This window comes from Verrucomicrobium spinosum DSM 4136 = JCM 18804 (genome assembly GCF_000172155.1).
Lineage (GTDB): Bacteria > Verrucomicrobiota > Verrucomicrobiia > Verrucomicrobiales > Verrucomicrobiaceae > Verrucomicrobium > Verrucomicrobium spinosum.
The window spans coordinates 3,868,860-3,892,478 of the sequence record NZ_ABIZ01000001.1 but is presented as its reverse complement, the minus strand read 5'-3'; the positions used below and the strand labels follow the sequence as shown (position 1 = coordinate 3,892,478).

The 23,619-nt window shown below is 62.3% G+C and carries 14 protein-coding genes, 1 tRNA gene and 1 riboswitch; of the genes, 5 read left to right on the top strand and 10 right to left on the bottom strand.

The genetic code is table 11. From position 1 onward, the window contains the following. Window positions 1–40: 40 nt before the first annotated feature. The 7 genes from VSP_RS39530 to VSP_RS15645 form a co-directional block, all read right to left on the bottom strand. Window positions 41–2,194: a DUF1549 domain-containing protein gene (locus VSP_RS39530; protein ID WP_009961822.1), complete on the bottom strand. Its 2,154-nt coding sequence runs from the start codon at window positions 2,192–2,194 to the stop codon at window positions 41–43. Window positions 2,195–2,321: 127 nt separating this feature from the next. After that, on the bottom strand, window positions 2,322–3,521 hold the full coding sequence (locus VSP_RS35690) for a glycosyltransferase (protein ID WP_009961821.1): 1,200 nt from the start codon (window positions 3,519–3,521) through the stop codon (window positions 2,322–2,324). Window positions 3,522–3,746: 225 nt separating this feature from the next. Continuing rightward, window positions 3,747–6,950 (bottom strand): UvrD-helicase domain-containing protein, encoded by a 3,204-nt coding sequence (locus VSP_RS35685; protein WP_009961820.1) that lies wholly within the window; start codon window positions 6,948–6,950, stop codon window positions 3,747–3,749. Beyond that, a complete protein-coding gene (locus tag VSP_RS15660; protein ID WP_009961819.1) occupies window positions 6,947–9,814 on the bottom strand; it encodes a PD-(D/E)XK nuclease family protein in 2,868 nt (955 codons plus the stop codon). The genes VSP_RS35685 and VSP_RS15660 overlap by 4 nt, the downstream gene beginning before the upstream one ends. 21 nt (window positions 9,815–9,835) lie before the next feature. Beyond that, complete coding sequence (locus VSP_RS15655) at window positions 9,836–10,384, bottom strand: gluconokinase (protein WP_044133564.1); 549 nt, start codon at window positions 10,382–10,384, stop codon at window positions 9,836–9,838. 9 nt (window positions 10,385–10,393) lie between these two features. Then, entirely contained in the window at window positions 10,394–11,152 is a 759-nt protein-coding gene (locus VSP_RS15650) for an ABC transporter ATP-binding protein (RefSeq protein WP_009961817.1), read from the bottom strand. A 179-nt stretch (window positions 11,153–11,331) separates the two neighbouring features. Then, window positions 11,332–12,219 carry a hypothetical protein gene (locus VSP_RS15645; RefSeq protein ID WP_009961816.1) on the bottom strand — a complete coding sequence of 296 codons (888 nt, stop codon included), beginning with the start codon at window positions 12,217–12,219 and terminating at the stop codon, window positions 11,332–11,334. Between the two features lie 226 nt (window positions 12,220–12,445). Here VSP_RS15645 and floA point away from each other — a divergent pair, with 226 nt between their 5' ends. From floA to VSP_RS15620, 4 genes are all read left to right on the top strand, one after another. After that, complete coding sequence (gene floA, locus VSP_RS15640; RefSeq protein WP_009961815.1) at window positions 12,446–13,465, top strand: flotillin-like protein FloA; 1,020 nt, start codon at window positions 12,446–12,448, stop codon at window positions 13,463–13,465. Between the two features lie 114 nt (window positions 13,466–13,579). Then, a complete protein-coding gene (locus VSP_RS15635; protein ID WP_009961814.1) occupies window positions 13,580–14,266 on the top strand; it encodes a hypothetical protein in 687 nt (228 codons plus the stop codon). A 132-nt stretch (window positions 14,267–14,398) separates the two neighbouring features. Continuing rightward, window positions 14,399–17,182: a PVC-type heme-binding CxxCH protein gene (locus VSP_RS15630; protein ID WP_009961812.1), complete on the top strand. Its 2,784-nt coding sequence runs from the start codon at window positions 14,399–14,401 to the stop codon at window positions 17,180–17,182. Between the two features lie 440 nt (window positions 17,183–17,622). Further along, entirely contained in the window at window positions 17,623–18,126 is a 504-nt protein-coding gene (locus VSP_RS15620; protein ID WP_009961809.1) for a hypothetical protein, read from the top strand. Between the two features lie 683 nt (window positions 18,127–18,809). On the opposite strand, the gene VSP_RS15615 is transcribed toward VSP_RS15620, so the two are convergent. The 3 genes from VSP_RS15615 to VSP_RS35675 all read right to left on the bottom strand — a co-directional run bounded on the left by VSP_RS15615 (window position 18,810) and on the right by VSP_RS35675 (window position 20,350). After that, window positions 18,810–18,892: transfer RNA gene (locus VSP_RS15615), tRNA-Leu, on the bottom strand. 280 nt (window positions 18,893–19,172) lie between these two features. Beyond that, a complete protein-coding gene (locus VSP_RS42325) occupies window positions 19,173–19,337 on the bottom strand; it encodes a hypothetical protein (protein ID WP_157210926.1) in 165 nt (54 codons plus the stop codon). 17 nt (window positions 19,338–19,354) lie between these two features. Then, on the bottom strand, window positions 19,355–20,350 hold the full coding sequence (locus VSP_RS35675; RefSeq protein WP_156346411.1) for a ThuA domain-containing protein: 996 nt from the start codon (window positions 20,348–20,350) through the stop codon (window positions 19,355–19,357). A 490-nt stretch (window positions 20,351–20,840) separates the two neighbouring features. Then, window positions 20,841–20,949: riboswitch (TPP riboswitch) on the top strand. 229 nt (window positions 20,950–21,178) lie between these two features. Here VSP_RS35675 and thiC point away from each other — a divergent pair. Further along, window positions 21,179–23,188, top strand: coding sequence for a phosphomethylpyrimidine synthase ThiC (thiC, locus tag VSP_RS15605; protein ID WP_009961806.1), 2,010 nt, complete (start codon window positions 21,179–21,181; stop codon window positions 23,186–23,188). Window positions 23,189–23,619 lie beyond the last annotated feature (431 nt).

Genomic DNA, 23,619 nt, shown 5'->3' with positions numbered 1-23,619 from the left:
TCGTGAGGTGGTGGAATCGAGAACTGAAGAAACGGGTTGTTTACTGCACAAAGACAAACTGGCTGCCGGTGAGGAGCGCCTGAATGACGTCGCCATAGGCGCGATCTCCGCGCTCGTGGATCACATCATTGAGCATGGTCCGTTCATTGTTGCTGGGCAGACGGCTTAGACATGCCAGGTAGATGGTATCCATCTTGGCTTGTGGGGAAGTGGCCTTCTCCACATCCTGGCGCAATCTGCTGACGGGGCTGTTCAGCACCTCGGAGGTGGGACCATTGAGGAGAGCCAGCGCCTGTGGAACTGTGGCATCATCACTGGCATTCTGGATCTGCTCACGATCAGACTGCCCAAACGTGCGCAGCAGATGCCCCGGTCGCGCGGGCGAGGCGATCTCCGAAGCACGAGCCGTCAGATTGAGGCTGTTCCCCATCTTGATCGCATCGCGGCGCTGTTCCTTGGACATCGCGGCCAGTTGTTCGCGGGTCAACCCGGCTGGCACGGCGTTCTTCCCGGCCTTCTTGTCAGGATTGTAACCCCGGCGCAGATCTTCAGCGCGGTCTTCGCCCACAATGGCTTCCAGCATGCCATTGGAGTTTTCCCGGCGCAGGCGGTTGGCTTCTTTGGCAAGCTGACTCGCCGACCCGGCATTGCCGCTGGCCTGCGCAGCCTCCATCTCCTTGCGGAGGGATTCCAGTTTGGCATGGGTCGCCTCCCGGTCTTCGGCCCCTTTGCGGGCGACTTCGACGAGTCCTTCCGGACCTTTGTCCTTCACGGTGTCGATGAGGTACTTCAAGTCACCCAGGTACTGGTGCATGCGCTCATCCTTTTCTCCCACCGCCCCATCCACGCTGCCGCGCGCCAGGGTCACAAAGCTGTCCCAAATCTGCTCGGCCGACATGCGGCGCAGCACCGGCCCGGTGAAGTAGTACAGCTCACCCAGCGGCACTTCCTCCCGCGTGGACATGCGCTGATAGGCCTCGGTGTTGTAGAGCACACGCAGGAAGGACTTGAGTGAATACTTCTTCTCCACCATGAGCTCATTGAGGTACTCCATGAGCTCGTTGTTGGACGGAACCGTGGAGTCCATCATTTCATCCACCGGCTCGATGAGGCCGATTCCAAACGCCTTTTTCCACATGCGATTGGCGATGACTGTGGTGAAGCGCGGGTTGTCTGGTGATGTCATCCAGTCCGCAAAAGCCTGAAGCCGGGTCTCCACACCGTTGGAGACGGCATCATGACCAAACAGCACCTTAGGAGCCACTTCGGCACCCGGCTTGGCATCCGGGTACTTGTAGTCATTCGGCAGCTTGGGCAGCTTGTTGTCATTCCACTGGATGGAGGTGTAGCGCAGCGGTTTCATCACATCCTGCAGCGTCTTTCGCACCTCCTGCATTTCCGCACGGCTTATCGTGGCTCCAGCCCCGTTCCCGCCTTCTTTGCGCTGCTCCGCCATGTAGGCCTTGCGCTCCTTGGGCGTCATGTTCTTCAGAGCGGCGCGGTCCCCCTGGGGCTTGCCCGCCGTCTTGGCCATTGCTTTAAAATCCAGTCCTCCTCCCTTGGTGTCCATTCCATAGGTGAAGGCAGCCATGCCGTAGTAGTCCATCTGGGACCACTTGTCGAAAGGGTGGTTGTGGCACTGGGCACAGACAATCTGTGTGCCCAGAAAGACCTGCACCGTGTAAGCCAGATGATCCAGCTTGTTCTCATCGCGCTGGTAGAAGCCGATTGAACCGCTGTCCCACACCCCGCCGTCCGTAGTCAGCAGATCACGGACGAACTGGTCATAGGGCTTGTTCGCTTTGAGTTGCTGCTTGAGCCACTCCTCATACGCCTGCGCAGTTACTCTGCCCTTCACATTGTCCGTGAGGCGCAGGATGTCCGCCCAGTAGTTAAACATGTTGCTCGTGTACCCGTCGGAAGCCAGCAACCGGTCGATCAGCTTCATGCGCTTCTGCGGATCTTGAGACTTCATGAAGTCCTGCGTCTCCTCGGCGGTGGGGATCCTTCCCGCTATGTCGAGGTAGAGGCGACGCACCAGCACCGCGTCCGGGGCGGCCGGGTTGGGAGTCAGGTTGTTCTTTTGCCAGTCCTTGGCGAGGATGGCGTCAATCTTTTGCGCCTCCGGGAGAGAAGCGGCGGAGATGAGCGCGGGGGCTGCCAGAAGAGCCAGGAAAGAAAAAAGCGGTTTCATAGCCAGAGCGGTGAAGGATCAAAAGTCCCTTGTCGCCGCGGAAACGTGGACGGCGGACCGTTCTTTCTCCTTTTTTGCATTTTTGGGCCAGATTTGACCAAACTGCCCCAGCCGCATCTGCCGCCCCCTACTGTCGACCGCCCGTCAAACGATCCCACCAAGAGCGACGCATTTGAACCCGTCCCAACAGTGCCTTGGCCTCCTTCAGCCGGTCCTTTGCCATCGTCAGCGACGCCTTGGCGGTGTCGCGTTCCCCGCGAACTCGCTCCAGTTCACCCCGAAGTTTGTCCAGTTCCCGCCTCAGGTCCACCACCTCCCTGCCCGCCCGGGCATGAGGAATCTCTGTCTCCAGAAAGAGTGCCGCGCGCTTTGCATCTTCAGCACCCACTGATGGGGCCCGCCCCCATTGGAGCGCGTCCTCGTAGTGCTCCAGCAACTGCTCCACTGCGTGATCCAGGGAACACTCCTCCCGGACACGATCACTCAATGCCCGGCTGGCTGCGGGATCATACAGCCGCACCTGCCCAGCCAGATGATCCACGGTCAGCGGCATCTTCATGGTGGTGAAGCCAAAGTTGCGCCCACGCAGTTCATGGAAATTATCCGGCGTGACCATCCGGCCCGCCCCAAAGGAATCACACTGCACCACCGCACAACCCGCTGCCATGGACTCAATAGCGGCACGCGCCTTGGCAAACACCAGATCGTACCGCGGCAGCAATTCCCCCGGATTATCAACCACCTGTCCGCTCGCCACTCCTGCAACATCCAGCTGGATGCCCGCTGCCTCGCAGACCTGACGCAGCACCGGCACATGGGTATCGCGGGAGGCGTGATTGCTGAAAACCAGCGCCCGCTCCGGGCGGGGCGGCAACGGCCCCCGCTGCGGAAAGCGCTCCGTATCCACAAAGTTCAGCAGGACCCGGACACGTGAGGGTTCAAGCCCCTCCTCCATGACCAGCCTCTCCCGGCAGGCCTCATCCACCGCGATCCAGAATGCCACATTCCCAAGCCGGCAGGGCCTTTCCTGCCAAGCCCTGGGGCCGTGGCAATAGGAAATTACCGGCACATCAGGGAAGTACATGCCCGCTGCCGTCGTTTCCAGACGATGATGCCCATGAATCAGATCCGGCTGGCCGGGCAGGTCGGCCAGCGACGACACCACAAGAACCCCCTCAGCGCGCAGTTCATCAGCCACCGCACCCAGCTCGGTGGACCAGCACCAGGGCTCATGCCCCCGCTTGAGAAGGGCGACGGCGATGTCCCGCACATAGAGCTCGGTGCCTGCCCGCAGATTCAGACCATGGTTGGTGAAGAGGACTCTCATAGCTCAGGGTTCGGAACGCAGGCAACTCAGGGTGGGCAGCAGCTCTTCCGCCAGCCCCGACACTGCTGCGAGATCCCGAGTCCACAGAGTCCACAATTAGGAAGAAGCTAATCCTTGGAACTCCCGGCTTCCATTCATTTCCCCGGTGGTCGGCTGATTTCCTGCGCCCCCCAGCCATGTCATCCACGCACGCGACTCCACCACACTCCCGTCCCACGCGACGGGTCACACCGGCACAACCTTGCCCATGACGGTAAAAATCAGCGCCTTGCCTATGGCCACCGCTTTTAGCCCGGTCATCCTCATTACGGCAGGCACGTAGAGCGCCAGCTGCGGGGCGTAGCCCGCCGCCCGTGCCGCCATGTCGTCTTCCGTCACCACGGCGTCCGTCTTAAAGTCCAGAATGGTCGCCCGACTGGCTTTGCCGCTTGCATCCCATTCCACCACCACCCGGTCCACGATCCCGCTGACCCAGCCGCCCTTTTCGATGTAGTCAAAGCGTCGCTCCGTCCAGGCCGTGCGTTGTTGCCCTCCCTTTCGGAACCAAGGCTGCACCTCTGGGGAAGAGATCACCCTCAACACCTCTTCCGCAGCCGCATCACCTGAACCGTCAGACGCCACATCCGCAGCCACCCAGCCCTTGGTCTTCCATAGAGCCACGGGCTCAGGCACTTCTTCCAGCCAGGCGATCGCGGAGAAAAGTTCGTGCACGCGCGTTCCGTGCTGGCGCTTCACCTCTCGTGCCGTGGAGAGCAGTTCCCCACCCCGCAGGACGAATGATTCCTCGCCAGATGGCGCACGGCGCTCCAGCGGCTTGTTCACGGCCCGTATCAGCGTGCCCAGATTGGCATCCGGTACTGCAATGCTGGCCACCGGTGCCTGCACCTTGGTCACCTCATGCGCCATGTACCAGTTGCGGTCCCCATTCTCCCAGGTGGCCAGACCTCCTACACCCACCAGTTCATAGGGTACTGGGTCAAAGCCCGGCTCCAGCCGCATCGCCAAAATTCGGCCCTCATTGTTGCTGGCTCTCACCTTCTTGGGATCCAGCAGCACATACAGCCCCAGCTTGGCCCGCGTCATGGCAACGTAGAAACGGCACAGTCCTTCAAAAGCCTGCCGGGCCTTCTCGCGCCGCTGCTCGGTGAGCAACACCTCATCCCGCTCCACGACCACCTTCTCCGGCTTGTCCAGCATCCAACTCACCGCCCCCCGCTCCTTCCTCGCCACGAAGAGTCGGTTGCGTTGCACCGCATCCAGCGCCTCCCCCTGTAGCTCCGGCAGGATCACTACGTCAAACTGCAGCCCCTTGCTCTGGTGCACCGTCATCACCTGGATGGCCTGTGCCGACGCACTGTCCTCACGCACCGAGTGATCACGCGCTGTGGAAAGGAATTCCCCCACATCGCGGCTGCCTGATTCGTCAAAATCCGCCGCCAGATCCAGCAACTGGGCCAGACGCCGGGACGTGAAGGCATCCTGCGCGGGCAGCGCCCGGCGCAGGATTTCAGCCCATTTTTGCAGCACAGGGAGGAACCCCTCGTTCGAAAGGTCCGCCCGCACCCTCGCGGTCAGCGCAGGTCGGGTCAAACGCTGGGTGTTGATGGCCTCCCGCAGGGGCGACATGAGAAGATGTTCCCACGCCGTAGAGTCCCCGGGGTGCACCGCCACCTGCAGTAGGCTCAGCAGCGCCAGGGTGGAGGGATTGTCCACCACCACGTTTTCCTGGGATTCACAAATCACCTCCATCCCGAGCAGACGGCGCAAGGCATCCGAGAGCGCACGCGCTGTCCGGTTGCTGCGCACGAGCACCGCACACGTCAGCCCCCGGCCAATGGGATTGATCTCCCGGATGAGATTGGCAGCTCCCAGGGTGATGGGCCCGTCCTCCTCCGTAGTTTCCTCGTCCAAGGCAGCCACGTGAACCAGCGCGGCATGTCCCGCGAGCCACGCCACCCGGGCCGAGCAGCGATGTTCCTCGAACTTCCACAGCCGCCCCAACCCTGGAAAAAGAGCCTCCAGCTCCCGTTCCGCATTCAGGAACACTCCATTCACCATCCCCAGCACTTGCGGGCAGGAGCGGTAGCTCTCGTTCAGTGGCGTCGTCTGCAGGCGATGCCCGCTCCACGCCGTCTCCACATGGTGGAAGAGCTCCGGCTCCGCCTGACGCCAGAGGTAGATACTCTGCTTCACATCCCCCACCAGGAAGACGCTGCGCCGCTCTTCCGGATCCTGCCGTGCTTCTTCCAGCAGGGGCGACATCACCTCCCACTGCCGCTCGCTGGTGTCCTGAAACTCGTCCAGCAGCCAGTGATCGTATTTCGCATCCATGCGGAACTCCAGCGCCGTCCGCATGGCCTCCCAGTCATGCTCTGCCATCGCGGTGGTCTGCACCCTGCCACACAGCAGCCAAGCCAGATCGCTGAAGACCAGCCTGCCCCGTGACCTCACCTGCCGGTGATAGGTGGTTTCATAGATCCGCACGATCTCCCGCTGGGAGCGTGTCCGCCGCAGGTGCACCAGCAGCGCCCTCGCCACCAGGATCTCCAGCACATCCGCCAGCGCATTGCCCGCCTGGCGATCCAGCGGCACCGCCTTCCATATTTTCCACTCCACCCCGCCCAGCCGCAGACGGGAGTGATCCCCGCGGTCCGAATCCAGCATGTACACGATGGGCTTGTCGAACTTCTTGAAGCCATCGTACTCACGCGCCGCCTGAAAGAAATCATCCCACTTTTGAGGCGCGCGCTTGTCGAACTTGCTGTAGTCCAGCGCCCCCTCCAAACGATCCACCGCAGCGGCCAGATCCCACCCGGCGGCAGCGATTGGGAATGCCGGAGAGCCCGCATCCCAGATCGCCTCCGCACCACCCCACTTTATCGGATCAGGACATTCGATGAGCAGTTGGTGCAATCGTCCGCACCACGTAGCGAGAGCCTCCGCCGGACGCCCCTGCTCGTTCCCGTGGCTGGCCGCCTTCCACGCTTCCCGCAGTTCATCCAGAGCAGCCGCGTCGTTCATTCTTCCGATCGCCAGCAGCAGAGAGTCCATCACCTCTTCCTCCGCCCGGGTGGCTTCGGCCTCGCTCATGAGTGCCGCCTTGCCCGTCAGCCCCAGCTCAAAGGGGAGGCACTGTGTCATCGTGGCAAAGAAGCTGTCGATCGTGCCCAGGCGCAACTGGTCCATACGCCGCACCACCTTCCGCAACAGGGTGAGGGGCAGCCCGCCACCCGCCTTCATGCTGCGGGTGGCCAACTCCTGGAGGATGCGCTCAAAGAACTCACCTGCTGCCTTGCGCGTGAACGTCATGGCCGCAATGCGCTCCGGCTCCGCCCCATGCTCCAGCAGCCAGAGATAGCGTTGCACCAGGGAGTGTGTCTTTCCCGTCCCTGCGGAGGCGCGGATGAGCTCGTTCTTGAGTTCCGTCATAGTGCCAGTTCCTCCGCCACCTTTTCCACCAGCCAGCTTTCTGGCGGGGCCACCGCCTTCATCACATCCCCTTGAAACAACTCCGCAAAGTCGTCAAAGCGCAAATCCTCCACCGGAGGCCAGAACACCCCATCCCGAATGCGCCGCACCGCTTCGCAGGCACAGTCCCCGGCAGCGTCCATCAGGTCCGCATCCAGCCCCTCCCAGACATGGGTCTTCACCTCACTCACCGTGGCGGGAAGCAGGAAATAAGCTGCCTCCACAGGTGCCCCGTCTGCAAGTTTTGCGGAGACTGCCCTCGCATACAGTGGCAGTTGCAGATCCGTCCAGCAGCGGGCCTTGCCCCTGGCGTCATCAAAGCACTTCCACGATTGGTTCTCGTCGGCGAGCAGTTCCTTGCGCGCTGAGCGATGGTGCGCTTCCTCGGGTTTCTTCCGAGAGGTCTTGTAGTCGATGACCCTCAGCATGCCCGTCTTGTCATTCCTGTCGATGCGGTCGATCTTGCCCGAGAGGATCACCCCGCCCAGGTCCACTCCCCAGTCAGCCTGGATCTTCTCCTCGGCACGCAGGATGCGCCACCCCTGCTCGCGCAGCTCCGCCTGCTTCTCGGCAAAAGCGGCCAGACGTTGCCGCAGCGATTCCACCTGCAGGGTTACGGAAAACAGCGGCTCCGCGCCAAAGTACAATGCCGCCCGCCTGTCGAGCTCGGCCTCCAGCCACGCCGCGATGATTCCCGCATCCCGGCTCTCCGCCACCGCCGTCTCATCCGCAAAGGCCTTGAACACCTGGTGAATCAGATCTCCCACCGTGGCGGGTGAAAGCTCCCGCAGCCCTGTGCTTACCGACTCCATCCCCAGCACATCGGTGAGATAGAAGCGGAACGGACATTGCAGATACCGCCGCAGTGCCGTCGGGGAAATGGCACTCCGCGTCCATTTCCGCAGGGGGGGCGTCAGCTGGAAGGCCTGCGTCCGCAAGGGGCGTGGCGGAGCCTGCACCTCATCCTCCGCAGGAAACAGGTGCTTCACCCGCAACGGGAGATCGTCGTCTGAGGCATCCAGCAACAATCGGGAGGGGCGCAACGCATCGCCTTCCGCCGTGTGCCGCCCCAGCACGATGTGCAGCGTGCGGCTTCCTGACCGCTGTTCCGCCATCGCTTTCAGGAAATAAGCATCACGCGCCCGCCGCGTCGCCTGGCAGGGCAGCCCCAGCGCCGCCTTGGCCTTGTCAGGCAGGAAGGGATCTGCCGTCAGCGTGCCGGGCACATGTTCGTCATTGAACCCCGTGATGACCAGCCCCGGAGCCGGCTCCCACAGCAGTTCCAGCCAGCCATGCAGCACGAGGTCCGCCTCACCCCGCAGGTCGGTGAGCTGCCCTTCCTCCAGCGCATCAAACACCAGGCCCAGCCATGCCGCAGCCTCCGCTGGCGAGGACGAAGCCCCCGCCGCCGCCCGCCCTTCGTCCATCTGCATGGCCAGCCGCACCACCTGGCCGAAAAGTTCACCATGATGCTTCTGATGCTCCCTGCCGCTGTCGAACTCCGTCTCACCGTACAGCCAGAGCAGGAAGTTTCGCACCGCCCCCTCACAAGTCTCCGCCGCCCAGCCCTCGGCATGGCGCACCACCGCACTCAGCACCTGGCCGAGCTCCGCCCAAGCTTCATGCAACCCTGCCAGCGACTGCGCATCCCGGACCGTTGGCGGCAGATGCGTCGCGTCGAATTCGTCCAACTGCTCATAGTACTTGGTGACCAGCATGCCCGTCTCCGCACACAGGGCGCGGGACACATCGTCCAGCCGCAGAAAGGGCAGCCAGTCCCGCCATGACGCACTGCGCGCTGCGCGCCAGCCTGCCCGCAACACCTGCACCAGACCATGCTGCCTGGCCGAACGACCCGCCGGATTGTACACCCGCACTCCCTGCGAGGTCAGGGTCCCCTCCAGCACACTGTTCAACGCCGGATCACAGGCCCCCACCGCCACCTCCTGCCCGGTGGCCGCGAGCTCCCCCAGGAGTCGTACCGACAGGCGGGCCTGATCCTCCGCGCCGGGCACACGATGCATGCGATCATGCGGCAGCGGGCACTCCAGCCCCGCGTCATCCCCCCAGCTCAAGATGCGGGGCATCCCGATTTCATCGAACCCAGCCCTCCCCTCGGCCGGAGCCTGTACAAAGATGCCCGAGGGCACCTTTTCAGACACATGCCGGAGCCACACCCCAAAGAGCGGTGGCGCATCCGCCACGGCGAAGACCTTCACCTGCTTCACTCCCTCTGGCAGCGTCGCCTCTCTGGCCGCTCCTTGTTTTGCGGATTCACCATCGGCCAACCCCCAGGCTTCCAGCGTCTCCAAGTACAGTTCCTCCAGCCGCGCAAGCTGGCTCCACCGGGCAGGGTCATCCAGCCCAGCCAGGGCTTCTGCCCCCGCTGCCAGCGTGTAGCCCCCGGCCCCCAGCGTTTTCCTCAAGGTACCGACCGTTTCCGCCACCGCAGAGGCCCAGGTCAGATCTTGCGATTCCGGGGCTGCGGGAAACAGAGCGGTCATCTCCCCGAGCGGCACCTTCGCCAGCACCTCTGTCCAGGCGGCCCGCTCCTGGAGAGGCGATGCCAGTGGCATGGTGGTGGCCTTGGGCTGGAACACCAGGGCAGCGTGCCATAGATGCGGAGCCGTCACCACACTGTCCCGGGCCCCGGCCTCCACCGCCAGCGCCTCACGCAGCCGCCGCACCGTTTCCGCCGTGGGCACGATGATGAGCGTGTCGCTCAGGTCTAGCGCCCCGCTGGTCCACCCGCATGAAAGCTCGGCCACAGCCTTGTGCAGCACCGGTGAGTCCCAGCCCCAGAAAGTCAGTTTTGCACCTGCCATGTGTTGAACGTTGCACCGTCACTAGCCCAGATTGCGCAGGATGTCGCCCACGATTTCATCGGGTGTCTGGTCCACGTTCACGATCATGGCCCCCTCCGCCTTCGGCTCCTCCAGCGTGGCGAACTGGCTATCCAGCAGCGTCGGCGCCGCCTTTCCCCCCGCCGCCTGGGCGGTCGTGGAGACCCCCTGGAAAAAGTGCCCCTTCCTCGCCGCCATGCGTCCCGCAATGAGTTCGGGTGATCCCTTCAGGAACACAAACTCCACCACTGATCGCGGATCCCCGCCCGACAGCAGTTCCCGGTACACCGCCTTCAATGCTGAGCAGGCCAGCACATAGCTGCGCCCGGCCGTTTGTTTTTCCTCGATCCTAGCCCGCATCGCCCGCAGCCAGGGCCACCGGTCCTCGTCTGTCAGCGGGATTTTTTCGGACATCTTCGCCTTGTTCGCCGCGGGGTGGAAATCATCCCCGTCTTCAAAGTCTGCCCCCAGCGCCTCTGCCAGCTTGCCGCCGATGAGGCTCTTGCCAGAGCCCGACACGCCCATGATGATGAAAGTTCCTGGTCTGCTCATTCTGTCTGCTTAGATTTCTGCTGCTGCGTTCCCGTTTTGCTCCGTCTCCTCGGACACCATCTCCAGGAAGACTTCCTCAAGTCGCTTGCCCGTGGTGGAGCGCACCTGGTGGATCTCATCCATCGTGCCCAGGGCGATGAGACGCCCCTTGTGCAGGATGCCGATGCGGTCTGCCAGCTCCTCCGCGATGTTCAGCAGGTGCGTGCTCATCAGCACCGTCATGCCCGCGCGGCTGCGCTCCTTGAGCTCGCGCTTCACCGTCCGGGCATGGATGGGGTCCAGCCCCACCATCGGCTCGTCGATAATGAAGACTTTCGGCTCATGAAGCAAGGCCGCCGCGATGGCCAGACGCTGCCGGGTGCCGTGGCTCAAGTTCTCAATTCGCTGGTGCGCGTAGGGGGACAGGGAGAACTTCTGAAACAACTCCGCCCCGGTCTTCTCCGCCTTCACCTCATCCATCTCAAAGATGTCGGCGATGAACCGCATGAACTCCAGCGGGGTGAGTTTCTCATAGAAGACAGCCACATCCGGCACATAGCCCAGCAGCGCCTTCGCCAGGAGCGGCTGCTCCTGCATGTCAAATCCGCCCAGATGCACCGTCCCTTTGACCGGCTTCATCAGCCCGGTCAGCAGTTTGATGGCGGTGGTCTTCCCCGCTCCGTTCGGTCCCAGAAAAGCGAAAAACTCCCCTTGGGGGATGGTCAGCGTGAGTCCGTCCAGAGCACGAAAGCTCCCATAGTCCATCGTGAGGTCTTTGATTTCAATCATGTGCCGTTGTCTCCCCTGTTTTTCCCGCCCGTGTGTTGCCTCTGTGGTGATGAATGGTTGATGCCCTTTGATTCGCGCCGCCTGCTGGCCCCACTCTTTTCTATCGCGGTCCCACCTACGCTGCAAGTGTCTCCCTGCATCCTCCCCATCTGCATTCGACCGTCTGCAAAGCCTGGTCCTCAGATCTTGCCGCCTCCCGCAGTGTCAGGCACGGCCAAACCATCCTGCGGCGGAGGCTCCGGCACCACCGCAGGCTGCTCCATGGGCGGCACGGGAATGTCCTCGTCCTCCGGATACTCCGGCACCAGACCGTAGATCACCGGCTCCACCAGCCTCCAGCCTTCCGGCAGGTCCATGAGCGCCAGCTCGCCAGCCTCGGTGAAGAAGGCCTTCGCCTTCCAGTGCTCCATGGCAGTGAGCTCCATCAGGAAGGCCTGCCGCTCCTGTCCTGCCAGCATCATCACGCCCTGCAAAGTCTTTAGGTGGAACAGGGTCGCCACATCCGCCCCAGGGGCCAGGCCCAGCCCTTCAGGCAGTACCGGGTCCGCCCCGGCCGCCTGCGGTCCCATGAAGGCACCCAGCATGGGCTGAATGCTGTTGTCATCCGCCACCACCTGGCCCTTTTGCTTCAGGGTGAAGCGCGGCATCCGCTCATCCTTGACCCATTCAAAGTCCAGCACCGTATTAGTCTCCCCCAGACGGATCTGCCCCTTGGCCCCAGCCCAGGTCTCCAGATCCTCCAGCAGGAGTTCCAGCCTCCAGTTCATGGGTGCGTCCACCATCTCGATCGCTCCCTTGTCCAGCACGCCGGAGAAGTACACCCGGTATTGATTCACCCCGCCTGCCCAGACCCGTCTCGTGTTCACAGAGGCATGGCCCACCTTCTGATCCTTCTTGTACACATGCAGCGTGTTGATCGTGGCCCCGCCTTCTAGAAAGCCTCTGAGCACCAGCCGGGGTGGCACCTCGACAAAGCGGGAGTGGCCTGGGAAATAAACCATCCGCACCAACAGCCCCGTCATGGCCACCCAGAAGACCACGACAGAGAGGGTAATGATTCGCATCATGTTTTCCCAAAATGGTAAGGCACATTCCTCTCCGGACTCAATAGCAAACCTGTCAGAAAAGCCATCCCGTCGTGAAAAAGAAATCAAACAGATGTCGCTCAAAGTTGTCGGGTGATGCAGGGGTTGATTCCGCACACCACCCGGAGTAAAAGGCTTCCGTCCCTGGCGCGGTTTCACGGACACTTTTGTTGAACGAACCCCCACTGCACCCCACACCTCACGCATCATGGATATGCTCCCCTACATTGGCATCGGCATCGCCGTCATCGTCGGCTTCGTCTTCCTGCTCATTCTTCTGAAGTTTTTCAATCTCTGGCTCCGCGCCCTTGTATCCAATGCGCCAGTCGGCATTCCCACCTTGCTGGCCATGTGGTTCCGCGGTGTGCCCAATGCCCTCATCGTGGACAGCCGCATCACCGCCGTGAAAGCGGGCCTCCGCGTCGGCACGGATGAACTGGAAGCCCACTATCTGGCCGGGGGCAACGTCACCCAGGTCGTCCTGTCCCTCATCGCCGCTGCCAAGGCCGGCATTGAGCTCGACTTCAATCGCGCCTGCGCCATCGACCTCGCCGTCAAAGGCACCAGCAAGACCGTCATCGAAGCCGTCCGCACCAGCATCAACCCGAAGGTCATCGACTGCCCTGGTGCCGACATGGGCAAGGGCGGCAAGATCGACGCCGTGGCCCGGGATGGCATCTCCCTCCGCGTCCGCGCCCGTGTGACGGTGCGAACCAACCTCGACCGCTTCATTGGTGGTGCCACGGAAGAGACCGTCGTCGCCCGCGTGGGTGAAGGCATCGTGACCTGCATTGGGTCTGCCGCCAGCTATAAAGACGTGCTCGAGAACCCGGACAGCATCTCCAAGGTGGTGCTCCAGAAGGGCGTGGATGTCGGCACGGCGTTTGAGATCATCTCCATCGATATCGCCGACGTGGATGTCGGTGAGAACATCGGTGCCCAGCTCCAGGCCGCCCAGGCCGAGACGGACAAAAAGATCGCCCAGGCCAACGCAGAAGTCCGCCGTGCCGCCGCCGTCGCTGTCGAGCAGGAAATGGCTGCCCGCACCCAGGAAATGCGCGCCAAGGTGGTCGAGGCCGAGTCCCAGGTCCCCATGGCCATCGCAGAAGCCTTCCGCAAGGGCAACCTCGGCATCATGGACTACGCGAAGTATCGCAACGTCCTCGCCGATACGGAAATGCGCCAGAGCATCGCCGGTGAGACCCCGGCCACGAGCGAGAAGAAGTAACCGTCATCGCCCCGCCGCTCGCGGAGCCTTCACCGGCTCTGCGGGAGGTCCAGCGCTCCCTGCTTGTTTTCAGTTCGCCCTGTTCGTTCCCACCCCCAAGACGCTGTCCGTTTCATGAACATCCTGCCCCCCAACTCCCCTCTCCTGGCTGCGGCGGATCTGCAGGAGATCGTGTTCGTCATCGTCTTTCTCGTGGTGGGCTTCCTGCAGTGGCTGTTCAGCCTGCTCAAGAAAAACAAAGAGGCAGCCGAACGGGAGAGGCAGACCCCGGTTTCCGCCGAGGAGCAGGAGGCCCGTCGCCGCGCATGGGAGGAGCAGACGCGTCCCGTGGAGAATGCCCACCCTCCACAAACCCCACCCCTCCGCAGCCCTGCACCTCCGCAGTTGCCGCGCTCCACTCCCCCTCCCGCTCCCCCAGCCCGTCCAGCGCCCACCTCCACCACACCCGGATCTTTGGCCGATCTCATGGACACACTGCGCCGCAGCATTGACGACGTAAGCTCCCCTCGCCCTGCTGCGGCCCCTTCAGCCCCAGTCCCTCCCTCCCGCCCGCCATCGCTTCCCAACACCAGCCGTGCGGCCAGTCCATCAGCCCCCGGCGCCCCAGTCCCTCGCATGTCTCGGGCCATGGCGGCCCAGAACGCCCTCGACTCGCCAGACCGGCCCGTTCTGGCCACCGTCGTCGCGGCCAGGCGCCCCCATCCGCTGACAGATATGCTCAAGACCACCCACGGCTACAAGCAGGCCTTCATCCTGCGTGAGGTCTTGGGCCCCTGCAAAGCCTTGGAAGGGCAGGAGTAGCCTCAGCAGAGCGGATTCGGGATACCCACGCACATCAGCGCCCCATTCTTGCAGGATGGGCTTGGGTTTATCATGAACAAATGTCCGATTGTGCATAGAATAGATTGGCGTTAGAAGCATCGTTTTTCCGCCATGCTTCCCAGATTCTTCCGCCCGGCTGTTCGTGCCACCCTCGCCACCTCCCTGCTTTCGTCCTCGCTGAGCGTCGCCCTCCCCGGGCAGACGACGGCCGGTGCCCCTGCCACGGCACCAGCGATTGCCCCCGCGCCTACCCCTCCACCGGCCCCGCCCGCGCCGACCATCGTCCCGACGGACCTCTTTACTGTGCCCGACGGGCTGGAGGTCACGGTCTGGGCCACGACTCCGCTGCTGAACAACCCCACCAACATCGACTTCGACAAGGATGGCCGCCTCTGGGTCGCAGAAGGAGTCAACTACCGCAGCCATAGCGGCCGCAAAAAGGAAGGCGACCGCATCGCCGTCCTGCAGGACACCGATGGTGACGGCAAAGCGGACAAATCGGAGACCTTCATCCAGGAAGCAGGTTTCCTCGCACCGCTCGGCGTGGCCGTGCTGGACAACCAGGTCATCGTCTCCCAGCCCCCGGATCTGCTGGTGTACACGGATGTAAATCGTGATGGCAGGTTCGACCCCGCCGTGGACAAGCGCGATGTGCTGCTCACCGGATTCAACGGCCGCAGCCACGATCACAGCCTGCACTCCGTCACTGCCGGTCCGGATGGCCAGTGGTATTTCAACCAGGGCAACACCGGCGCCCTCTTTACAGACAAATCCGGCAAGACCTTCCGCCTGGGCAGCCCCTATGTGCACCAGAATGGCAAGCAGGTGGTGGACCCCAGCACCATCGCGGGCCAGAAGAGTGATGACGGCCGCGTGTGGATCGGTGGTTTCCTCGCCCGCATGAATCCGGACGGCTCCAACGTCAACGTCATCGGTCACAACTTCCGCAACAGCTATGAGCAGGCGGTGAACTCCTTTGGCGATATCTACCAGAGCGACAACGACGATCCGCCAGCCTGCCGCGTCACTCCCGTGCTGGAGTTCGGCAATGCAGGCTTTGCCTCCGCCGATGGCCAGCGCGCCTGGGCCGCCGACCGCCGACCAGGGCAGAAGATTCCCACCGCAGAGTGGCGTCAGGATGACCCCGGCACCATGCCCGTGGGTGATGTGTATGGCGGCGGCTCGCCCACCGGCGTGGCGTTCTATGAGAACGGCGCCCTGGGCGACCAGTGGCAGGGCCTCCTCCTGGCCTGCGAGGCCGGCCGCAACGTGATCTTTGGTTATCTCCCGAAACCCGATGGTGCCGGCTTCAAGCTGGAGCGCTTCGACTTCATCACCTCCAACAAAGAGGGCAAATTTGCCGGCTCGGACTTCCTCGGCGGCACCAATAGCGTGACGTCAGAGCTCAAGACTCTCTTCCGCCCCAGCGACGTGACGGTGGGTCCCGATGGTGCCCTCTATGTGGCCGACTGGTTCGACGCCCGCGTCGGTGGTCATGCCGACCTTGATAACTCCACCTCCGGCACGATCTACCGCATCGCGCCCAAGGGCTTCAAGTCCGTCGTGCCCCAGTTCGATCTGAATACCACCGAGGGCCAGATCGCCGCACTGAAAAGCCCTGCTCCCAACGTGCGCTACGCCGGCTTCACCCGCCTGAAGGCCCAGGGTGAAAAGGCCGTACCCGCCGTGGCAGCCCTGCTGCAGGACAAGAACTCCTTCATCGCCGCCCGCGCCATCTGGCTGCTCGCGCAGATGGGCCCTGCCGGTATCGCCAAGGTGGAGCCCCTGCTGGGTGCCAAGGACGAACAAACCCGCGTCATCGCCTACCGCGCCCTGCGCCGAGCCAATCACCAGGTGGTCGCCATGGCTCAGAAGATGGCGTCCGACAGCTCCGCCGCCGTGCGTCGTGAGGTGGCCCTCAGCCTGCGGGATGTGCCGTTCGCCCAGAGCGGCCCGATACTGGTGGAAGTGGCCAGACGTTTCGATGGCAAGGACCGCAGCTATCTTGAGGCCCTCGGTCTCGCTGCCGAAGGCAACACCCGCGCCCTCTATGCCGCGATCAGAGAAGCCCTGCCCGATGGCAAGGCGCAGCCCGAAGCCTGGAGCGATGCCTTTGCCTGGCTGACCTGGCGTCTCAATGCCCCCGAGGCCGTCCCTGCGCTCAAGACCCGCATTCTTTCCACCAAGCTTAGCCGAGAGCAGCGCAAGCTCGCCCTCGATTCCCTCGCCTTCATCAAATCTCCCTTCGCCGCCCTGGCGATGGTCGAGGTGGCCGAAGCCCCGGACACCACGCTCAAAGGCGACACCATCTGGTGGCTCTTCAACCGCCGCGCCAGCCTCTGGAAGGACTACGGCCTTACCGATGCCCTGAAGGAGCGCGGCATTTATGATGCCGATGCCAACGTGGCGCTCACCCCCTTCATCTCCCCCGAGCTGCCCACCACCCCCTCAGCCCTGCCTCCCGTGGAGGAGATCCTGAAGCTGCGAGGCGATGCCACCCGTGGCAAGACCGCCGTGGCCACCTGCTACACCTGCCACAAGATCGGCGAACCCGGCGTGGACTTTGGCCCTGACCTCACCGTCTTCGGCAAGACCCAGACCCGCGAAGTGCTGCTCAACGCCATCATCAACCCCTCCGGCGACATTGCCCATGGTTATGAAGGCAAGCGCATCGTCACCAAGGACGGCGTCACCATCGACGGCATGGTCCTCAGCAACGACGACCCCGTGCAGATCAAGTCCATGGGCGGCGTCATCCAGGCCGTGCCCAAGCGCCTCATCAAGTCCACCACCGGCATGAAACACTCCCTCATGTTCACTGCCGACATGATGGGCCTCAACGCCCAGGCCCTCGCCGACATCGTCGCCTACCTGAAGTCTGACGACATCAAATAAGACATCAGACTGCCAGACGCCAGACATCAGACCTGAGCCTCTTCCCCAAAGGCCTCTCCACCCCGGAGAGGCCTTTTTATTTATCGGATGTCGACCACCTTGCCTTCAATGTCAAAGGCCTCAATTGCGACCAAACCATTCCACCACTTCCAACACCTGAGCGCGCAGCGCTTTTGGGACTGCGGTGAGCATCACCGCTTTCGCGCCCCTTGTGGTCTGCTCGCCCCCATCCACTCCCACCAACGCCCCGGTTTCGAAACTGATCCCCAGCGGGGATCTCTAACACCGCCCAACGTTGGACGAGCCCTTAGTGAGTAGCTACCCACTCCGAAGCCCACGAACCGCCCCCGGGCCTCTCCCCAATCCAAAATCACAAATCCAAATTCCAAAATCAAACTTCCCCATTCCCACCTCCTTCACCTTCCGATAAACTGTCCCTCATGAAACCGACGAAGACGTGCCGCGCCACCCTTCTCCTGTTCACCGTCCTCATGACGGCCCTCATCGGCACGACCGCCACCACCGCAAACGCCCAGGTCGTCCCCACCACGCCCAAGAGCTTCCAGAAACGCGGCGTGGGAGATGCGTTTAACACCGCGAACGTCAACGTCATCCCGGCCCCGACACCGCCCACCATCATCCGCACGGTCACCTATTACTCCCTGTCGGATTCCCGCCAATGGACCAGCGCCGATGGCAAAGCCCTCGTCGGCAAACTCATTGCGTTCGAAGAACACGTAGTCGAAACCGTCAAAGGCACTCCCGAGCCCCCCACTCCCGCCCCGGTCACCCTTCCCTCACCTCCCACCGTCATCCGCGATGGCAAGGTGCGTCTCCTCGTCAACAACCAGCCCTACGAACTCCCCCTCACCCGCCTCACGAAAGAAGACCAGGAGTTCATCAACGTCGCCAAAATCGGTGCCTCCAAGCCCGCCGCACCGTAGCGCAGACTGGTAGTCTGCTGTGCCGCCGATTGGCAATCGGCATCAGGGACCAAAACAAAGCGCTTATCTCACACAAAGGCACGAAGGCACAAAGGTCTGAGAAATCCAAAAAAGGAGGCGGGGGTTCCCAGCCCCGCTCAGTCGCACGTTCTTCAGAGTGGATCCCACTGCGCGCGCCCAATACCAGCGCCAGCATTCAAGTCTTGCGTCTTGTGTCTTCCAGTCTGGTGTCTCCCGCGGAGCGGGACAGTAGCGCAGACTGGCAGTCTGCTGTGCCGCCGATTGGCAATCGGCATCAGGCACCAAAACAAAGCGCTTATCTCACACAAAGGCACGAAGGCACAAAGGGCCGATGAAACTTAATGGCGCGGGGGTTCCCAGACCCGTCCAGTCGCACGTCCTTCAAGTGAATTCCCGTTGTGCGCGTCCAAACCGCCGCATTCAAGTCTTGCGTCTTGTGTCTTCCAGTCTGGCGTCTCCCGCGAAGCGGGTCGGGTTCTTCCACCTTGCCTGACCGATCCCCGCAATCGAAGCGGGTCGTCCGATAACCCAAGACGCAACACCGGAGCGCTGATTGGCAATCGGCATCAGGCACCACTCGTCCCAAGACATCGCTTGGATCCCCAAACGCGACTCCCTGGTCGCCTCAGCTCCATACAACACAGGAAAAGGATTCGGGAAAGTACCGGCGGTCGGACTCGAACCGACACTCCTTTTGGGAACAAGATTTTGAGTCTAGCGCGTCTACCAATTTCGCCACGCCGGCCTTTGATCTCTTTTCCTGGAAGAACACTGTCCTCACCACAAAGCAGCTCGGAGCAGGGAAGCCATTAAAGCCCTCCTGACGTTTTGTGCAACAAGAACAGCACGGAAAAGTGAGTGACACAGCCATCCTGGCTGTGCGTTCCCCAGGCGTCCCGCCCGGCTCATCGACTCCTCCCTCAAATCCCCGGCGACCGAAGCGGCCGCCCCACAATCACACCCGCCCCAAACAAAAAAGCGGGCCACGATCCCAAGACCGCAGCCCGCCCAAAAACATCACTCCATCACTCCATCACTCCACCACTCCTCCACTCCTCCACTCCACCACTCCACCACTCCACCACTCCACCACTCCACCACTCCACCACTCCACCACTCCACCACTCCACCACTCCACCACTCCACCACTCCACCACTCCTCCCCTCACCTGTCGGAGCCCACTTTTCACTTCTTACTTACTACTTTTCACTGCTTTGGAACCGCCATCGGCAGATTAAAATCCTCCGCCGCCGGCAGCTTCACATGCACCATCGGCTCCTTGGCATCCAGATTCTCGTTCAACTGCGCCTCGGTCACAGGGTTGGATTTCACCCCGCCTTCGGGCACTTCCAGGCCAGCCGTCCAGACGATCCCGTTCAGCACCAGCTTGCGGAAGTCATCCAGCGCCCAGTTGCGGTGCCAGTGACCGCCAGTGAAGCCCACACCGCGACCGCCATCGGGACGCTGCACGCCCCACATGAGCGTCTGCGGTTTGCCCAACTCGCCGTCAGCACCGGGATTCCAGTGAATGTACCGCTTGATCCGCTCGCGCGTCGGCGTCGCCGTCAACAGCGAGGTTGCCGTCGAAGGCTCAGCGAACCGCATGCGGAAGTACCACTCGTCGTGCACCTTCACAGGCTTCACCCCACGGCTCACCGGGTGCTCCTTGTTCGCCTCCGTATCGGCGTCCCAGTGTGGGTTCACCGAGTACTGGCCTTCGTAAAATCCGCCGATCCACTTCTTGAAAGGCTCGCCTGCCTGGCCTGGCACCACTTCCACCGCATAGTGCATGCACATGATGCCCACGCCCTTCTGGGACAAGGCCTCCACCGCCGGGAGATGCGCCACAAATGGGTGCTTGCCACCGCCGTCCGCGTAGCAGACCACCGCCTTGGCCCCGTTGAAAACCGACTCGTCCTTCGGCCAGCCGTTCGTCACCACCACGGCCTCGACATCCAGACCACTCTGCTCATTGAGCGCCTTCGCCAAGAGCTTCGCCCCGGCGGCAAACTCATGCTGACCGCTCGGATGGCTCTTCTCCCCGGCCAGGATCACGATCTTCGTCTTGTCCTTGGCCGAAACCGTCGGCACCGCCCCCCCCAGGCCCAGCGCCGCCATCGCAGCCGCCCCGGCAAAAGGCAAAAACAGACGTCGGGAAAGAGTCAGACGAGCAGGGAAAAGGGTATGGGAACGAGAACGCATGAGTTTGAGGAAGCGAAGATGCAAGCAGTTGACCCGGAATGCAAAGCCGGCGTGCCCCGGCCGCATTCATTTCATTCGTAAACAACGCAGTGGGAAGGCAGAAGCCTTTCAGGGTTCAGTGAAAACAGTGAAAAGGAGCGAGTGAAAAGTAGCCCGGCTCCGCCGGGAGACGTCAGACGAGGCCAAACTTCAAACTTCAAACTCCAATCCCCCAACATCTCCGCCGCAGAGTAAAGGAGGCGGGATCTCCGGTCCCACTGGTGAACGAAGCCCCAAGTCACGCCAACGATTCCGCCCCCCAACCGCCTGCCGCACCCCTCTCAAACCCCACACCCCCGAAAGCTCAACCATCACCCGCTCACGCCACCACGCCCAACACCTTGACCACCGCCAACTGACCACTGCCAACTGACCACTGCCAACTGACCACTGCCTACTGGCACGCCCCACCCCGCCTTTCCCCTTGCCTCTACCCCAAAGCCCCCTTAGCATGCGCAAGCAGGGGCGCTGACCACGGTCGGCTGAGACTTTTGGCAACAAAGGAACCCTTTGAACCTGATGCGAGTAATGTCGCCGCAGGGAGCAAAGTCCGACACGGTTCAAGTTCGCCATTTTCTCCGCCATGCCGCTGCCCAGCCGCATGGCTTTTTCATTTCCCACTCCAGCGCAAAGCGCCAAACTTCCCCTTTACCCTTCTTCAAATTCCTAGTCGCGCGAAGCGCCAAATTCCTACTTTTCACTTTTCACTCTTAACTTTTCACTTCTCCCACCCGCTTCGCCCCACCCTCCCCTTTTCCCTTATCCCTTGACCCTCTCCCCTTCCAGAAAATGATTGCTACCAAGAACTCCTTCGAGCCCCACAGCAGCGAACAACTGCCCAACAGCACCCGCGTTTACGTCGAAGGCCAGTTGCACCCGGATGTCCGCGTGCCCATGCGGGAGATCGCGGTATCGCCCACGAAGACCTTCAGCGGGAAGATCGAGGAGAACGCCGCGGTGCGCGTGTATGACTGCTCCGGCCCTTGGGGTGACCCTGCCTTCACCGGCACCGCCGAAGAAGGCCTGCCCGCCCTTCGCGCCAAGTGGATTGCGGACCGCCAGGACGTCGAGGAGTACGATGGCCGCGAGGTGAAGCCCCAGGACAACGGCTACCTTTCCGGCAAGCATGCCGAGTACGCCAGCAAGGCGGAGCGCAACCGCTTGATCGAGTTCCCCGGCCTCCATGGCGAGCGCCGCAAGCCCCTCCGCGCCAGCGCCGGCCACCCCGTTACCCAGCTCTGGTATGCCAGGCAGGGCATCATCACGCCCGAGATGGAGTACATCGCCATCCGTGAGAACATGAAAGTGGCACTGGCTTCCAGCCAGTGTGGTCAGCAGGCTTCCAGCCTGCGCATCGCAGACCAGAAGGACGACATCCTGCGCAACGACCTCCACAAGCAGCATGCGGGCTCCACCCAGCTTGGCACCGGCAACCCGTATACGCCGTCGATTTTCGGCCGCTTCCCGCAGCGCATCCCCACCGAAATCACCCCTGAGTTCGTCCGCGAGGAAGTCGCCTCCGGTCGCGCCATCATCCCGGCCAACATCAACCACCCGGAACTCGAGCCCATGATCATCGGGCGCAACTTCCTGGTGAAGATCAACGCCAACATCGGCAACTCCGCCGTAGCCTCCAGCATTGAGGAGGAGGTGGAAAAGATGCGCTGGGCCACCAAGTGGGGCGCAGACACGGTCATGGACCTGTCCACTGGCAAGAACATCCACGCCACGCGCGAGTGGATCCTGCGCAACAGCCCCGTACCGATCGGCACCGTGCCCATCTACCAGGCGCTGGAGAAGGTCAACGGCAAGGCTGAAGACCTCACCTGGGAGCTCTTCCGGGATACCCTCATCGAGCAGGCCGAGCAAGGTGTGGACTACTTCACCATCCATGCCGGCGTCCTCCTGCGGTTCGTGCCCATGACGGCCAGCCGCATGACCGGCATCGTCAGCCGCGGCGGGAGCATCATGGCCAAGTGGTGCCTCGCCCATCACAAGGAGAATTTCCTCTACACCCACTGGGATGACATCTGCGACATCATGGCCGCCTATGACGTCAGCTTCAGCATCGGCGACGGCCTCCGCCCCGGCTCCATCGCGGACGCCAATGACAAGGCCCAGTTTGGCGAACTCGAAGTTCAGGGCGAGCTCACGAAGCGCGCCTGGGCCAAGGGCGTCCAGGTCATGAACGAAGGCCCCGGCCACGTGCCCATGCACATGATCGAGGAGAACATGGCCAAGCAGCTTGAGTGGTGCCACGAGGCCCCCTTCTACACCCTCGGGCCCCTCACCACCGACATCGCCCCCGGCTACGACCACATCACCAGCGGCATCGGTGCCGCCATGATCGGCTGGTACGGCTGCGCCATGCTCTGCTACGTCACCCCCAAGGAGCACCTCGGCCTCCCCAATAAGAAGGACGTCAAGGACGGCGTCATCACCTACAAGATCGCCGCCCACGCCGCCGACCTCGCCAAAGGCCACCCCGGGGCCCAGTACCGCGACAACGCCCTCAGCAAGGCCCGCTTCGAGTTCCGCTGGGAAGACCAGTTCAACTTGAGCCTCGACCCCACCACCGCCCGCGAGTTCCACGACGAAACCCTCCCCCAGGAAGGCGCCAAAACCGCCCACTTCTGCTCCATGTGCGGCCCGCATTTCTGCAGCATGAAGATCACCGAAGACGTGCGCAAGTACGCGGCAGAACAGGGCTTGGCCGAGGAAGAGGCGCTAAAGGTGGGGATGGCGAAGAAGTCGAAGGAGTTTGTGGAGGCCGGTGCAGAGGTTTATAATCCGGCATAGCTTCGACTGCCGATCAAAAAGAGCCAATCGGCAAGTGCCGAGAAAAATTGGCGGAACGCCAGCCCGCATGGCGATCTCCCGGCAAGCCGGAGAGATCGCCATGCCGTTGCAAACACCAGCGCAACCTCAGTCTTGCCGCCAACTAGCACCCTCAAGTTCTAGGATGAACTGTCTACGAAAGACGCGCCAAAAGCGACTAATCGACGATGTCCACCGAGCGGGTTAGGACACGATTGAGCTTGAAGAGATAAGCCCAAGAAAGACTCGAAAGCGCACCTCACCAGGCAGCCACTCACGTGAAAAAGTTTGTCGAAGCTTACTCGATGCAATACAGTGACCATGCAATCAAATGCGACCATATGGAAACCCAAGAAATCAATACGCATTTTCCGAGACCCTTCCAATCCTCAAAACCTCTGCTATTGAGAACA